At 68.8% G+C, this 15,365-nt stretch carries 5 protein-coding genes and 1 pseudogene; 5 read left to right on the top strand and 1 reads right to left on the bottom strand.

Features of this window, described 5'->3' with window-relative positions:
• Positions 1-119: 119 nt before the first annotated feature.
• The gene (gene pglX, locus ABZ464_RS07995) at positions 120-3,932 is read left to right on the top strand and encodes a BREX-2 system adenine-specific DNA-methyltransferase PglX (protein WP_359272547.1); all 3,813 of its coding nucleotides are present in this window, start codon (positions 120-122) and stop codon (positions 3,930-3,932) included.
• Between the two features lie 178 nt (positions 3,933-4,110).
• On the opposite strand, the pseudogene ABZ464_RS07990 reads toward pglX, so the two are convergent.
• Positions 4,111-4,233, bottom strand: a pseudogene (locus ABZ464_RS07990) (hypothetical protein); the annotation flags it as partial.
• A gap of 704 nt (positions 4,234-4,937) precedes the next feature.
• Between ABZ464_RS07990 and ABZ464_RS07985 the strand changes: the two are divergent.
• The 4 genes from ABZ464_RS07985 to ABZ464_RS07970 are packed head-to-tail and all read left to right on the top strand — an operon-like array spanning position 4,938 to position 15,119.
• Positions 4,938-8,870 (top strand): hypothetical protein, encoded by a 3,933-nt coding sequence (locus ABZ464_RS07985; protein WP_359272544.1) that lies wholly within the window; start codon positions 4,938-4,940, stop codon positions 8,868-8,870.
• Positions 8,867-11,605: a BREX-2 system phosphatase PglZ gene (gene pglZ / locus ABZ464_RS07980; protein ID WP_359272541.1), complete on the top strand. Its 2,739-nt coding sequence runs from the start codon at positions 8,867-8,869 to the stop codon at positions 11,603-11,605. Before ABZ464_RS07985 ends, pglZ begins: the two co-directional genes overlap by 4 nt.
• Positions 11,602-12,939, top strand: a complete 1,338-nt coding sequence (brxD, locus tag ABZ464_RS07975) for a BREX system ATP-binding protein BrxD (protein ID WP_359272538.1) — start codon at positions 11,602-11,604, stop codon at positions 12,937-12,939. The genes pglZ and brxD overlap by 4 nt, the downstream gene beginning before the upstream one ends.
• Positions 12,936-15,119 carry a DEAD/DEAH box helicase gene (locus tag ABZ464_RS07970; protein ID WP_359272535.1) on the top strand — a complete coding sequence of 728 codons (2,184 nt, stop codon included), beginning with the start codon at positions 12,936-12,938 and terminating at the stop codon, positions 15,117-15,119. The genes brxD and ABZ464_RS07970 overlap by 4 nt, the downstream gene beginning before the upstream one ends.
• Positions 15,120-15,365: the final 246 nt, after the last annotated feature.

The raw sequence follows: 15,365 nt of genomic DNA, 5'->3' as shown, positions 1-15,365 counted from the left end.
GTCGTCGAGTCCTCGTGTACCCAAGACCCTGCCGTCTTACAAAGTCGACCTGGCAGGATGGGCTGACATGCCGTGTCCACAGTCCACACGGTGGTTGGTCGGGATGGAGAGAATCGCCGGTGTCGTCTGAGGAAGTCCGTACCGCGGAAGCGCCTGCGCGTGCGCTGCCACGCGACGGCGTGCTGTTGAAGGAGCTGCAGAAGCAGGTCGTGCTGCTGGAGGAGGATCTCAGGCAGCGGGCGGCCACCGAGGAGTTCGCCCCGGCCCTCCTCGCCGAGTACGAGCGGGCGAGTGGCGAGGGCGGCCGGACAGGCGTCGGGTTCGAGACTTGGCTCGACGACCGGCTGGTGCAGATCGCCGCCGCCTGGGTTCTGGCCTGCGTCTTCGTTCGCTTCAGCGAGGACAACGGGCTGATCCCGGAGGCCTGGCTGTCGGGCCCCGGTGAGCGGTTGTCCGAGGCGCAGGACCGACACGACGACTACTTCCGCGCCCATCCGGAGCGCAACGACCGCGACTGGCTCCTGGAAGCGTTCAGCGCGCTGCGCGACGCCCACCCCACAGCCGCAGGCCTATTCGATAAGCGGTTTAACCCGCTGTGGGAGATCACCCCCTCCTATGTGGCCGCCACCCGGCTCCTGGGGTTCTGGCGCGAACGGGACGCGGAGGGCCGCATCCGCCACGACTTCACCGACCCCGAGCTAAACACCCGCTTCCTCGGCGACCTCTATCAGGACCTCTCCGAGCACGCCCGCAAGACCTACGCACTGCTCCAGACGCCGACCTTCGTCGAGTCATTCATTCTCGACCTGACGCTGGAACCGGCGGTGGAGGAGTTTAGCCTCGACCCGGTGTGGAAGCACCGGCCGGAGGGCTGGCGCGGGGAGATCGACGAGGACGGCCGGGTGCACGGCTTGCGCTGCATCGACCCTGCGTGTGGCTCTGGGCACTTCCTGCTCGGCCTGTTCGACCGGATCTACAAGAAGTGGCGTGCGCTGGAGCCCGGTGTGGACCGGTGGGTGCACATCCGGCGTGCCCTGGAGTCCGTCCACGGCGCGGACAAGAATCCGTACGCCGCCTCGATCGCGCGGTTCCGGTTGCTGGTCGCCGCGCTGAAGGAGGGCGGCGTACGGGAGCTGCGGCGCGCGCCGGCCATGCCCATCCGGATCGCGGTAGGCGACTCGCTGCTGCACGGGCGGGAGGCGGGCCAGGAGGCCGACCGGACGCTCGACGACGCGGCCCGCGAGGAGGTCTTCACGTACCGGACGGAGGACGTCAAAGAGTACGTGCGGGAAGTGGACCTGCTGGGGCGGGGGTCGTACCACGTGGTGGTGGCGAATCCGCCGTACATCACGGTGAAGGACAAGCAGGAGAATCAGAACTACCGGGATGTGTACTGGGCCTGTTCTGGTAAATACGCGCTGTCGGTGCCGTTCGCGCAGAGGATTTTCGAGCTCGCACTGCGAGCGGGTGGAAGCCACCAGGACGGTGGCTTTACCGGGCAGATCACGGCGAACTCGTTCATGAAGAGGGAGTTCGGGAAGGTTTTGATCGAGTCGTTCTTCCATGGGGGTACCTACAAGGATCCGAAGAGTAAGCGGAAGCGTGACTTCGGTGGCGTGGATCTGACGCATGTGATTGATACGTCCGGGGCTTATATTCCGGGGCACGGTACGCCGACGGTTATTTTGGTCGGGCGTAACCAGGTAGCCCGACAGGCTAAGCCCATTCGGGCTGTACTGGGAGTACGGGGCGAAGCCAGCATCCCTGAAGAGGACACGCTGGGGCCGGTGTGGATCGCGATCACTGAGCAGGTGGGGAAGCCTGGTAGCGAGTCGGAATGGGTTAGTGTTGTTGACCGCCCGCGCGAGAGCTTCGCGAAGTATCCGTGGAGCCTTTCGGGGGGCGGTGCATCGGATACCTTCCAACGTCTTGAGCGCGGGAAGCGTCGCCTCGGGAGTACGTTGGACCGGCCGATTGGATTTGCCAGTTTTCCCGGCCAAGATGAGGCGTTCTTTCTCTCGGAAGCGTGGTTCCGGGGCCGCCCTGATTCGGCCAGCCTCAAGAAAATGCTTATTACGGGCGATGTCGTCCGGGACTGGGGCGAGAAATGCGATACTCCCGCGCTTGTTCCATACGGACGTGACCTGCACCCCATTCCGCTTGACATTCGAACTGAATGGGGGAGGCATCTTTGGGCTCTTCGCCAACCTCTTGGGGCCACTACAGGATTTGGTGGTGTTACTCGGATTGAAGCGGGTGAGCCCTGGTGGACTTGGTATCGATGGGTGTTGGAAAGGTATAAGTCTCCTCTGTCGATCACCTTTGCTTTCGTTGCCACGCATAACCATTTCGTGTTGGATCGCGGCGGAAAGGTTTTCAAGCAGTCCGCGCCGGTGATCAAGCTGCCGGAGGGGGCGAGTGAGGAGCGACATCTGGAGTTGATGGGGGTGCTCAACTCTTCGGCTGCTTGCTTCTGGCTGAAGCAGGTCAGTCAGGCCAAGGGTGGTGCCGATAACTCCAGTGGTGGTGGCAATCGGTGGGCGCCAGAAGCGTGGATCTCGCATTACGAATTCACCGGCACAAAACTGCAGGAGTTCCCTCTTCCTGGGATTCTTCCTCTTGATTTGTCCCGTGAGCTCGACGGACTTGCTCATAAGTTGGCCGAGTATGAGCCGTCTTCCATTGTCACTTCTGTCACCCCCACTCGTGTCATCCTGGATGAAGCCAGCAAGGCTCAGGACCGTATTCGTTCGCGGATGATCCTTCTCCAGGAGGAACTGGACTGGACTGTCTACGGGGCCTACGGATTGCTCACAGCCAAGGAAGTCGCGGCCACCACCCTGCCTGGTGGCCCCGCCGAGTTGACCGATGATGAAGCTCCTCAAGTCCGCCTCGGGCAGCGGGCTTTTGAGATGGCGCTGAAGCGGAAGGTCGATGCTGGCGAGATCGACACCGCTTGGTTCGACCGACACAGGTCCGAGGAGCACGCTGTCGCTGACATCCCTGCGGGGTGGCCCGAGGCTTATGAGAAGGTCGTGCGGGCCAGGCTCGACCTCATCGCCTCTCACAAGGATATCCGGCTGCTCGAACGCCCCGAGTACAAGCGGCGTTGGTCCATCGAGGACTGGGACAAGCGGGAAGCCGCTGCCCTGCGGGGCTGGTTGCTGGACGCGGCCGAGCGTGAGGAACTGTGGTTTGAGGAGCGGGGGGACTACACCTCGCCCCGTACCCTCACCGTCTACCAGCTTGCCGACGCCCTGCGGCATGACGACGAGGTGCAGTCCGTCGCCGCTCTCTACGCGGCCGACCACCTCAAGAAGCCCGAAGCGTCACTCGCGACCGTGCTCCAAGCCATCATCGAGAACGAGCACGTGCCCTACCTCGCCGCGCTCCGCTACAAGGAGTCCGGCCTGCGCAAGCGCGCCCAGTGGGAACACGTCTGGGAGCAGCAGCGCCAGGAGGACCGCGACGGCGTGCGCCTGGACATCAAGGTCCCGCCGAAGTACAGCGGCGCCGACTTCCTCCGGCACTCCTACTGGTCGAACCGCGGCAAGCTCGACGTGCCGAAAGAGCGGTTCATCTCCTACCCCGGTGCCTCCATCGACGGTGACCCCTCACTGTTGCTCGGCTGGGCCGGCTGGAACCACAAGGATCAGGCCGAGGCCCTCGTCAACCTCATCAACGACCGCACTGAGGAAGGCTGGCAGCCTGAGGATCCGCGGTTCGTGCCGTTGCTGGCCGGGCTGATGGAGGTCATGCCCTGGGTTCACCAGTGGTACGACGAGTACGACGAGGAGTGGGGAGACAGCCCCGCCCGCGAGTTCCAGACGGCACTGAACAAGGGCCGCACCGTCCGTGGGTTGTCGGAGGCCGACCTTCGCGACTGGCGTTCGGAGAAGCGACGGGGCGGGCGGGCGAAGGCCGCCGAGTAGCAGCGATATGGCAGTGGGACGGGGCCGTCAGTCTGCGGTCCCGTCTGCCTTCTCCGGAGCATCGGTCAGTGGCTGCTCCGCGATGAAGGATCCTTTGCCCCGTACGGTCACGATGAGTTCCCCGCTCACGGAGTTCTTGCGCTGCTCGCCGTGCGGTGAGCCGTGCGACCCCGTACTCATCGGCGAGGTGATTCTCCGACGGGATCGGCCTGTCTGGTGCCAGCTCACCTGACTCGATCTTCTTGGCAATGCCTTCCCTCCGCTGCTCCCCCTGCTGCCTACACCTCCCCCTCGACGGCACCGACTCCCAGCTCGTCCGCCCCTACCTAACCTCCCACGACGAGGAACGTGCACGTCAGCGGTGCCGCCGACGGGTCACCCTCTCCTCGCCACCGACTTCGGGATCGACCTCGACCAGCACACCCTCGGCGCGGGGAAGGTGGCCGCGTGATGGAGTCGTACCCCTTGCTCAGGCTCCTGCCCTGGTCCTTGCCGGATGGACCCCCTGCTTCCTCGCCAACGGCAGGGGGACGGATACGTCTCGCGGCTGGCCGACAAGATGGAGGCCCAGCAGCTCGCCGACGGCCTGGACGTGCTTGAACGCGCCCGGCGGGTGCTGGAGGACCCGCCGGCCCCGCACGTCGACGTGTGGTACGGCGCCATCCGCCTCACCGAGTGCCTCGCCGATGCCCTGCGTACCGCGAAGTACCGCGGCCGACGCCTGCCCCCTCAGCCCGACGGCGAAGGCGACGACCACCACGACACCGCGCCCGGCGACGACCCCGAGACACCGTCCCGGCCCGTCCGCTCCGAGGCCGCCCCCGCCCCGGCAGTCCCTCTGACCGGCACTCCCACCACCCCGCTCCCGCACACCACCCACCCCCGTCCCGCCGAGCTGGCAGGATGTAGGGGTGTGTGCGGGGTGCGGGGGACCGCTGGGCCCCGCCGGACAAAGCCCGGCCGGGTGGCGGCCGGGGGAGACGTTTTGGGAAGCAGGGGCGGTTGATGGCCAGGGGCGGAAACGTCGTACTGAAGGACGTCCTCGACATCAGGGAAGACGCCCAGGCGGGCGATTTCAAGGTCGAGCTCTCCCAGGGATTCGGCGGTTCCTCGGCCGGTTCGGTGGCGGATTACGTCGTCACTGAACAGTTGGCCAAGGAGTTCGACAAGGCGCTGCGGATGGTGCGCGGCGCTGTGCGGAGGAACACCTCGTACGCCGCCTACCTGCATGGATCGTTCGGTTCCGGTAAGAGCCACTTCCTGACCGTGCTGCACGCCGTGCTCAACGGCGACCCGTCCGCCCGTACCAAGCCCCGGCTGCGCGAGGTGGTCGCGGAGCACGGCGACTGGCTGTCGGGCCGGAAGTTCCTCATGGTGCCGTACCACCTGATCGGCGCCGTCAACCTGGAGTCGGCCCTGCTGGGCGGCTACGTCAAGACCGTAAGGTCTCTCCACCCCGAGGTGCCCGTGCCCACGGTGTACCGGTCTGACGCGTTGCTGGAGGACGCCCGCACCCTGCGGGACTCGCTCGGCGACGAAGCGTTCGTGCGGCTGCTGCCCAGTGCGGGCGCCGCCGCTCCCGTCGCCATGGACGGCCTCGCCCCCATCGGTGCCGTCGCCCTCACACCATGGACAGGCGCCGAGCTGGACGCAGCCTTCGCCGCACCGGCCGGTGACCCGGGCCGCAAGCGCCTGGTGTCGGCCTTGATCAACGGGCCCATGAAGTCGTACGCGGCCAGCGCGGCCGGCGGCGCCGACATGTTCGTCTCGCTCGACGACGGCCTCAGCGAGATCAGCAAGCACGCCCGCTCACTCGGCTACGACGGCGTGGTGCTGTTCCTGGACGAGCTGATCCTGTGGCTCCAGGCCCGTATGCGGGAGCGGACCTGGGTCAACGAGGAGATCCAGAAGCTCGTCAAACTGATCGAGTCGGACAACCCGGACCGGCCCGTGCCGATCGTTTCCTTCATCTCCCGTCAGCGGGACCTGTCCCAGCTCGTCGGCAAGGACATCCTCGGCTCCGACGTGCAGAACATGGAGAGCGCGCTCGAATACCTCAGGAAGCGCTTCACCGTGATTGACCTGGAGGACCGCAACCTGCCGGAGATCATCAAGGAGCGGGTGCTCAAGCCCCGGCCGGGCCAGGAAGAGGTTATGCAGGCCGCCTTCCGCGGCATCGACAAGTCCAACCAGCAGGTCAAGGACGTCCTGCTGGACGAGGAGGGCACCACTCGCGCCAACTGGGAGGACTTCCGGGCCGTCTACCCGCTGTCGCCCGCGCTGCTGAACGTGCTCGTCGCGCTGTCCGGCGCGCTCCAGCGCGAGCGCAGCGGTCTGCAGCTCGTCCAGCAGCTACTGGAGAAGAACGCCGACGCCCCCCTCGGCCGGCTCATCCCGCTCGGCGACCTGTGGGACGTCCTCGACGACGAGACCGGAGCCGCCTTCACCGACCGGCTCGCGCACGAGGTCGGCGTGGCGCGGAAGTTTCACGGCAAGGCCCGGGAGTACCTGCTTGGCAAGTATGGCAGCGCCGACCATCCCGAGTTCCTCGCCGACGACCGCTTCGTCAAGACGCTGCTGCTCGCCGCCCTCGCGCCTGAGGTGCCCGCTCTGCGCCGGCTCACCGGCGCCCGACTCGCGGCCCTCAACCACGGCTCTGTGCACTCGCGGACCGTGCCCGTGGGCGACAAGGTCGCCGAGCGGATGGCCTCGCTGCAGGGCAAGTTCATCACCGAGATCCGCAGTGAGGGGGAGAACGACCCCGTCTTCTCGCTGCACCTGTCCGACCTGGACGTCGAACCCATCCTTGACGCCGTCGCTGGCGAGGATCGGGACGGTGTGCGCCGGGTGTGGGTGCGCGACCGGCTGTGGGAGCTCCTCGGCGTCCGGCAGGGCGAGATCTTCGACCACAAGGACATCGTCTGGCGCGGCACCAAGCGCACGGTCGAGTTCGTCTTTGGCAACGTCTGTGACTCCCGCAGGATGCCCGACGAGCAGTTCGGCCCCGGCACCAGGGGCCACGTCCGCATCGTCGTCGACTACCCGTGGGACGAGGACGACAGTCGCCGCCCGTCCTACGACTATCAGCGGGTCATGGAGCTGAAGGACAACAGCGTCGAGGAGCCCACCCTGGTGTGGCTGCCGGACTTCTTCTCCGAGCAGCGCAAGGCCCAGCTAGGCCGGCTGATGCGCATCTCCTTCCTGCTGGAGCGCAACCGGCTCGACGAGCACACCCGTACCCTCGCCCCGGACGACCGCGTCAAGGTCCGGCGCCAGCTGGAGATGGGCCGCGACAACCTCACTGGCACGCTGGTGCAGTCGCTCGGCGAGGTCTACGGCATCTCAGCGCCCAGGGAGGGCACCAAGGGCGCCGAGGTCGTCGACGGCCGGCACGTGCTGTCGCTGTGGCCGAAGTTCCCGCGACCGGAGCCCGAGGGCGGCAAGACGTTCGCCGACAACGTGCTCCACCTCGCGGACGGCCTGTTCGGCGCGCTCCACGACAAGCACCCCGACTTCGGCCCCGATGCCCGAGGGCAGCGCAAGGCCGTCACCGCGGGAGAGCTGCGCACCACCCTGGAATGGATCACGAGGGCCATGGACGAGGAGGGCCGCGTCGAGATCCACAACAACAGCGAACTGGCCACCGTCAAGCGCATCGTGGAGCCGCTGGAACTCGGCACCGTTCACGACGGCCCACTCGTGCTGCGTGCGGAGTGGCGCACCCGCATTAACCAAGTGGCCGCCAAGCACGGGGAACGCGAGCTGCTGAAGGCCGAGGACATCCGCCGCTGGATCGCTGACGACCTCGGCCACACCGGCCTCGACCGGGGTGTGGAGAATCTGCTCATCGCCGTGTACGCGCTGCTTGACGACCGGGCCTGGGTGTACCACTCCGGCCCGGAGACCGCCGCGCCGGACCTGATGTCCATCGGACCCGGCTGGGCTCTGCGTGCCCAGCCGCTGCCCTCCAAGGAGGCGTACGAGACTGCCCGGGACCAGGCCGCCCGCCTGTTCGGCGTCCCCTCCAAACCCAACCCGTACGCCCGCCACGTCAACCAGCTCGCCGAGGACGTCCGCTCCAAGGCCGGGAAATTCGAGGAGGATGTGGTAGCCGTACGCGCCACGCTGGAGCGGCACGCGGCCCTGCTCAGACTCGACGGAGCCGACCCCGCCCCGCGCGCGGTCGTGCTGCGCGAAGCCGTCGGACTGCTCGCCCGGCTCGGCCGGCACACGACTGACGCGACCGCCCTGGTCGAGGAGCTGGCCGCGGTCTCCTACGGGACCCCCGCCCGCGATCTGGCGCACGCCATGGAGAGTGCCGCCGGCGTCCTGGCCGCCCTGGACGCCACCGACTGGCGGCTGCTGACCAGCGTCCGAGACCTCGCCAGCCGGGACGACAGCGTCGGCGACCGGGCCGGACGGCTCCTCGACCAGATCACCGAGGCCGCCCGCGCTCCGGAGTACGAGCGGCCCCTGGTGCCGGTGCTTGGCGGCGTCCGTGACACGGCGATGGCGATCGTGGACGCGGCCCTCAGGGTGGAGCGGACCGCGCCGCTGCCGCCGGTCGCCCCCACTCCGCCCGCGCCCGGTCCGGAGCAGGTGCCGCTGACCGAGCACGGAAACCCGCCCGTGCCCTCGCAGCCGGTCCTGCCGCGTCCCGCCGACGGAGAGCTCGCCGTGCCGCCCGCGGGAGCCGAGGCCGGTACGGCCGTCCCTGGGGGTGCGGCCGGAGCGACCACCTCCGGCCGGGGGGGTCGCCGGGTCATCGGCGCCGGGACCACCGGTCTGGAGAGCCTGCTGACCGAACTGGCCGCCGTACGGAGCGAGATCGAGCAGTTCCGCGCCGGGCACCCGGACACCGAGGTGGAGATCATCTGGCGGACGGCCGACGGCACCGGCCGGGAGACCGGCGGCACGGACACCGGAGGTACGCGTTGACGCCTTCGCGTCCCGTCGTCGGGCGGCGCGCCATCGAGGTGTTGCTGCAGGCCGAACTCCCGAACGCCGCAGGACAGCGGCTCGTCCTGGTCGACGCCGCCTATGAAGGCCGTGGCCAGGAGAGCGAGTTCAGCCTGCGCGTCGACGGCCGGACCTGCCGGATCCGCATCAGCGACCAGGACTCCGTGCTCGGCATCGTGGATGCTTGGCGGCGCCATCGCGCCGAAACCGACCCGGACGGCACCGGCGTGCTGGTCGTCACCGGAAACGTCCCCGCCGACCAACTCGGCTGGGACCTGCGCGCCCACGCCGTGCGCCGCCATCCTCTCGCCGTCGACCGCGCTGACATCGTCAAGCAGCTCTTCGGTGCCACTGACCTTGACAGCCGCATGGCCGGGGAACGCTGGCTCCTCGACGCCCTCCTGGAGGCCGAACCAGTCGACGGCTGGCCCCGCGCCGGCACCGTCCTCACCCGCGACCGCGCGGTACGGGCCCTCATCGCCGCACGGCTCGGCCTCGGCGACACCACCGCCGACACCCTCGACCTCGACCCCGACACCCTGTTCACCTGGACCCGCGCCCCGGCCGGACCGGAACGCTTCGCCGCCCTGCCCTCCGCAGAACGCGAGGGGATCGGCGAATGGCTCGCCCAGACCGTCGGGTTCGCCGCACCCACCCTGCTGGCTCTCGCCGCTGACGGCCGCGGCACGGACGCCCTGCCGCTCGGGGCGCTTGCGTCGGCGGCGCTGTCCTCCCCATCGGCGGAAGCCGCCGGATTCGCCCTCGGCTCCCTCTTCGGCCCCGCCCTGCCCTCATTCGACGCGCTGCGGCCCTTCGCCATCGCCGCGACCGGCGTCCTCAGCCGCTGGATCGCCCAGGCCGAGGGCAGCGGGCCCCAGCGCACCGAGGCCCGCGACAGGGTCCTCGACGTCCTCCACCGAGCCGACCGGCTCGCCGCCGAGGCCCGACTGAGCCCGCTGCTCGGAGCAGACCGGCTGCTCCCCTCCGGCTTTCAGGCCCGGCTGCGCCGGCTGGCCAGCCTCCTCGACGGACCGGCCGCGCCCGCCGAAGCCGCCCTGCACGACCTGACGGAACACCACCTCAGCGGCCTCTACCCCGAACGTACCGAGACGGCCCGCACCGCCGTCCGGCTGGTGCGCTGGACGCAGTCCCCCCTGCCACCGGTCGAGTCGGTGGCCCAGGGCGTTCGCTCCCACCTGGCCTCCTCCGGCTGGGTCGACCTCGCCGTGGGCGTCCTCGCCGAAGGGGAGACGTCACGGGACCCCGCCGTCGCGGACGCCTACCAGCGGCTCATAGAGGCCGTGCGCGCCCGCCGCACGCGGCTCGACGAGGCGTTCGCCCGACGGCTCGCCCTGTGGGCTGAGGCCGCCTCCCAGCAGGCGCCCGGTGGCGCCCTACTGATCGAGGACGTCCTCGCGGAGGCCGCCGCACCCCTCGCCCGTGACGGCGGCAGGCCGCTCATCCTGGTCCTGGACGGTATGAGCGCCGACGTCGCCGTCCAGCTCGCCGCTGAACTCGACCGACGGGTGTGGACCGAGGTCGTCCCCAAACCACGGCCGGGCACCGAGGCCGCCCGGCAGGCGGCGGTGTCGATGCTGCCGTCCGTCACCCGCACCAGCCGCGTCTCCTTGTTGTGCGGACAGCCCGCCGATGGCGGGCAGGACAAGGAACGCGCGGGCTTCACCACGTTCTGGAAGAAGCGCCACCGGGGCGCCCACCTCTTCCACAAGGGAGGCTACGAAGGACCACCTGGCCACCGACTGGCTCCGGAGCTCCTCCAGGTCCTGGCCGGCGAGGACATCGTCGCGGTCGTGCTCAACACTATTGACGACGCGCTGGCCGACGGCCGGGAAGGCGCCCGCGGCCGGTGGTCGCTCGGCGACATCGCCAAACTACCCGACCTGCTGAACGCCGCTCGCGACTACGGCCGGCCCGTCGTCCTCGTCTCCGATCACGGCCATGTACTCGACCGCACACCGCGCGGGCAGCAGACGCCCGCCGCTGACGGTGTCCAGGGCGCCCGATGGCGCACCGGAACTCCCGGTGACGGTGAGATCGCGGTGGCCGGGCCGAGGGTGCGGACCGACGGCGGGCGAGCCGTCCTGCTGTGGCGCGAGGACCTGCGCTACACCCCGCGGCAGGCCGGCTACCACGGCGGGGCCTCCCTCGCCGAGATCACCGTGCCCGTCATCACCCTCGTACCCTCCGCCGACCGGATCCCCGCCGGATGGACCCTGCTTCCCACCGAACGCATCGCGCCCGGCTGGTGGCACGGGGACGATGAAGGGACGCCCGCCGCCTCCGGATCCGAGGCTGCTCCCGCCGCCGACCGGACACCCCGGCCGCTGCCGGAACCGCGGACCGCGGACCGTGCCACGGCGCCGGACCCGGCCGGACTCGGTGAACGGACCGTGCAGTCGGCCCCGTACAAGGCGCAGCGCGAGTTCGTCCGGCTCGCCCCGGCCGACAAGGCGGTCGCCGCTGTCCTCGACGCCCTGCTCGCCGCGGGCGGAAAACTGTCGCCCGGTGCGGTGGCCGCAGCGGCCCAGACGGCTACCGGCAAGTCGCAGCGCAATCCCGAGCGGTTCGCCACCGTGCTGGAACGCCTGCTCAACATCGATGGCTATCCCGTACTCCAGCTCGTCGAGTCGGGGCGCACCGTCCAGCTCGACAAGGCGCTGCTCATCCAGCAGTTCCTCGGAGACACTGCATGACCGCACCCGGACCAGATATCAGCCTCGCCCGCCGACGGGACGTCATCGACGCCCTAAGACGCGGCACCGTACCCCAGGCCGGACTTGGCCTGTTCGCCGTCGGACTCGAACGCTTCGAAGCCGCCCTCGATGACCACCTCGTCACCGTGGCCCGTGGCGGCGCGGCCTTCCATGCGCTGCGTGGCGAGTACGGATCCGGCAAGACGTTCTTCGCGCGCTGGCTCGCCGAACGGGCCAAGCGGCAAGGGCTTGCTGTGAGCGAGGTGCAGATCTCCGAGACCGAAACCCCGCTGCACCGCCTGGAGACCGTCTACCGCAGACTCGTCGAACGCCTCACCACCGCCACCCACCCGCCCTCCGCGCTCCGGGCCGTCGTTGACTCCTGGTTCTACGCCCTGGAGGAGGAGGTCCTCGACGGCGGCGACATCGCCGACGACAACGAGGACGCACTCGCGAAGGCCGTCGACGAGCTGCTGGAGCGCCGCCTCGCAGACGTCGCCCGCACCACCCCCGCCTTCTCTGCGGCCCTGCGGGGCTACCGGAGGGCCGTGGCGGCAGGGGACGGCGCACACGCCGAGGCGATGATCTCCTGGCTCGGAGGCCAGCGGTCCGTGGCCGCGTCGGCGAAACGCGCCGCGGGCGTGCGCGGCGACCTCGACCACTTCGGTGCACTCGGCTTCCTGCAGGGAATGCTCACCGTCCTGCGGGACTGCGGACACCCCGGACTGCTCCTTGTCCTCGACGAGGTGGAAACCCTCCAGCGGGTCCGCAGCGACGTACGGGAGAAGTCCCTCAACGCGCTCCGCCAGCTCCTCGACGAGATCGACGCCGGCCGCTTCCCCGGACTCTTCCTCGTCATCACCGGTACCCCGGCCTTCTACGACGGGCAGCAGGGCGTCCAGCGCCTGGCCCCGCTCGCCCAGCGCCTGGCCACCGACTTCACCACCGACCCGCGGTTCGACTCTCCGCGGGCCGTGCAACTGCGGCTGCCCGGATTCGACCTCGCGTCACTCGGCGAGCTCGGTCGCAAGGTGCGGGACTTGTACGCGGGGGTTGCTCGCCACCCCGAGCGTCTCACCCATCGCATCGATGACGCCTACCTCGACGAGTTGGCTCGCGCGGTCACTGGATCCCTCGGCGGCAAGATCGGCATCGCGCCTCGCCTGTACTTGCGCAAGCTCGTCGCCGATGTCCTGGACAGGGTCGACGAGTTCGCGGACTTCGACCCCCGTAACCACTATGCCCTTACGGTGAACAGCGCCGAGCTCAACGAGACCGAGCGGAGCGCTGCCATCGGAGCGGGAGACGTCGAACTGGATCTGGACCCGTCATGACCGGATTCGAACCGGTGATGAAGGAACCGGCCGACGCCTTCGACCTCCTGGATCCCGTCCTCGGCCATCACATTGTGAACTCCCTCGGCTGGCGCTCCCTGCGCCCGCTGCAAGAGGTGGCGATCGAACCGCTCCTGGGCGGCGAGGACGCCCTGCTGCTCGCGCCTACGGCCGGCGGAAAGACGGAGGCGGCGGCGTTCCCCCTACTCACCCGCATGGGCCGGCATGGCTGGAAGGGCACCAGCGTGCTGTACGTGTGTCCGCTCAAGGCCCTGCTCAACAACCTGCACCCCAGGCTGCGCACCTACACGGAATGGCTGGGCCGCACCGCCGAGCTGTGGCATGGCGACGTCACGACGAGCCGTCGGCGGCGCATCCTCGTTCAGCGCCCGGACGTACTCCTCACCACTCCAGAGTCTCTGGAATCCATGCTGGTGAGCACACACGTCGACCACCGCGCCTTCTTCTCGGGGTTGCACGCGGTCGTGGTCGACGAGGTGCACGCCTTCGCGGGGGACGACCGAGGCTGGCATCTGCTGGCCGTGCTTGAGCGCCTGAGTCGGGTCGCAGGACGGCCGCTCCAGCGAGTCGGCCTGTCAGCCACCATCGGCAACCCCGACGAGTTGTTGACCTGGCTCCAGGGCGGAGGTCAGGGACGGCGACCAGCCAGGGTGGTGGCCCCCGACCTCGCCGCGCGGACCGGACCCGGCCCGGCCGCCGAGGCGGCAGCACCCGCGACGCCACCGCCCGGGGACATCGAACTCGACTACGTCGGTTCCGTCGCGAATGCCGCGACGGTTATTGCGGCCCTGCACCGGGGCGAGAAACGCCTGGTCTTCTGCGAAAGCCGTCGTACGGTTGAGGAACTGGGCGAGAAACTGCGCCTGATGGGCGTCACGACCTTCCTCTCGCACGCCTCTCTTTCGGTCGACGAGCGGCGCCGCGCCGAAGCGGCCTTCGCCGAAGGTCGGGACTGCGTGATCGTCTCTACCAGCACTCTGGAACTCGGCATCGACGTGGGAGACCTCGACCGGGTCATCCAGCTCGACGCGCCCTCCACCGTGGCCTCCTTCCTGCAACGCCTTGGCCGTACGGGCCGACGTACCGGTACCTTCCGCAACTGTCTTTTCCTGGCGCTGAGTAGCGAAGGACTGCTCTCGGCAGCGGCGTTGCTGCTCCAGTGGTCCCGGGGGTGGGTGGAACCCGTGGTCGCACCGCCCGAGCCCCGTCACCTGGTGGCTCAGCAACTGCTGGCGCTGTGCCTTCAGGAACACCGGGTCGGCGAAAACCTGTGGCAGGAGTGGTGGAGCGGCGTCGGACCCTTCGGTCCCGGTGCGGCACCCGTGGTGAGCCACCTGGTGGAACAGGGGTACCTGGATCAGGACGGGGAGCTGCTTTTCATCGGGCCTGCGGCGGAACGCCGTTACGGGTACCGCCACTTCATGAACCTGACGGCGGTTTTCACGGCGCCACCGGAGTTCACAGTTTTCAACGGCCGTACCGAAATCGGCCGAACCGACCCTGACCTTCTCACCGAGCGCATTGAAGGCCCGCGCAAGCTGCTGCTCGCGGGACGCAGCTGGTTGGTGACGTACATCGACTGGAGCCGTAAGCGCTGCTTCGTGGAGCCGGCCGACGAAGGAGGGCGCGCTCGATGGAGCGGCTTCGGCGCGGAGTGCATCCGTTCCTTCGCTCTCGCCCGTGCCGCCCGTGACGTCCTCCTCGGTGACGACCCACCGGTCAGCCTGACCAAGCGAGCCACGGTCAAACTCTCTGAGGCGCGCGACGCGCACCTCCACACCGTTCACCCGGGTGGGACAGTGGTCACCCGGACCGCCGACGGAGACATCCGCTGGTGGACGTGGGCGGGCCATCGGGCAAACGCAATGCTGGCCGCCTCGTTGTCTTCCGTGGTGACGCCGCACCGACACGTCAACGACCAGTGGATTCGGCTCCGTGACGAAGTCACCGCAGAAAATTGGAAGACCGCCTCATCGGACGCCCGTACAGGGCTGTGCCTGCCGGAAGTCGATGGACATGCGGTCCGCGGCCTCAAGTTCGGCGAAGCCCTCCCACCGCGACTCGCCGAAGCCACCCTTGCTGCGCGTGGTGCGGACGAGGAGGGAGCCAGTAGGGTGCTCGCCGAGCCCGTGCGCTTCGTCACGCTTGGCGGGACATAACGTCGACCTTCCACAAGCTGGCTCCCCGACTCTGGCTCGATAGTGCGGAGGCATGGGGGAAGGGGCCGAGATATCGGCATCCCCTCATCTGGTTCCATCTCGCCATCGCCAACGGCGAGCCCCGCCCCAACCTCCAGTGCGTCTTGGATGCTATTCAAGAGCTGTCTAAATTCCTCGACGAGAGCCTTGCCGGCGGGGCGTCACTCCACGCGCGCTGGGCGGCCGAGCGCTATAGAAGCGTACGAC

The sequence above is a fragment of the Streptomyces sp. NPDC005820 genome, assembly GCF_040630255.1.
GTDB lineage: Bacteria > Actinomycetota > Actinomycetes > Streptomycetales > Streptomycetaceae > Streptomyces.
Note: the sequence above shows the minus strand (reverse complement) of the source record. Positions and strands in the feature narration are given on the sequence as shown.

What these genes read in the sequence shown, in the direction of transcription:
- ABZ464_RS07970 (WP_359272535.1), top strand. Translation starts at nt 12,936, where the DNA reads ATGACCGGATTCGAACCGGTGATGAAGGAACCGGCCGACGCCTTCGAC.
- brxD (WP_359272538.1), top strand. Translation starts at nt 11,602, where the DNA reads ATGACCGCACCCGGACCAGATATCAGCCTCGCCCGCCGACGGGACGTC.
- ABZ464_RS07985 (WP_359272544.1), top strand. Translation starts at nt 4,938, where the DNA reads ATGGCCAGGGGCGGAAACGTCGTACTGAAGGACGTCCTCGACATCAGG.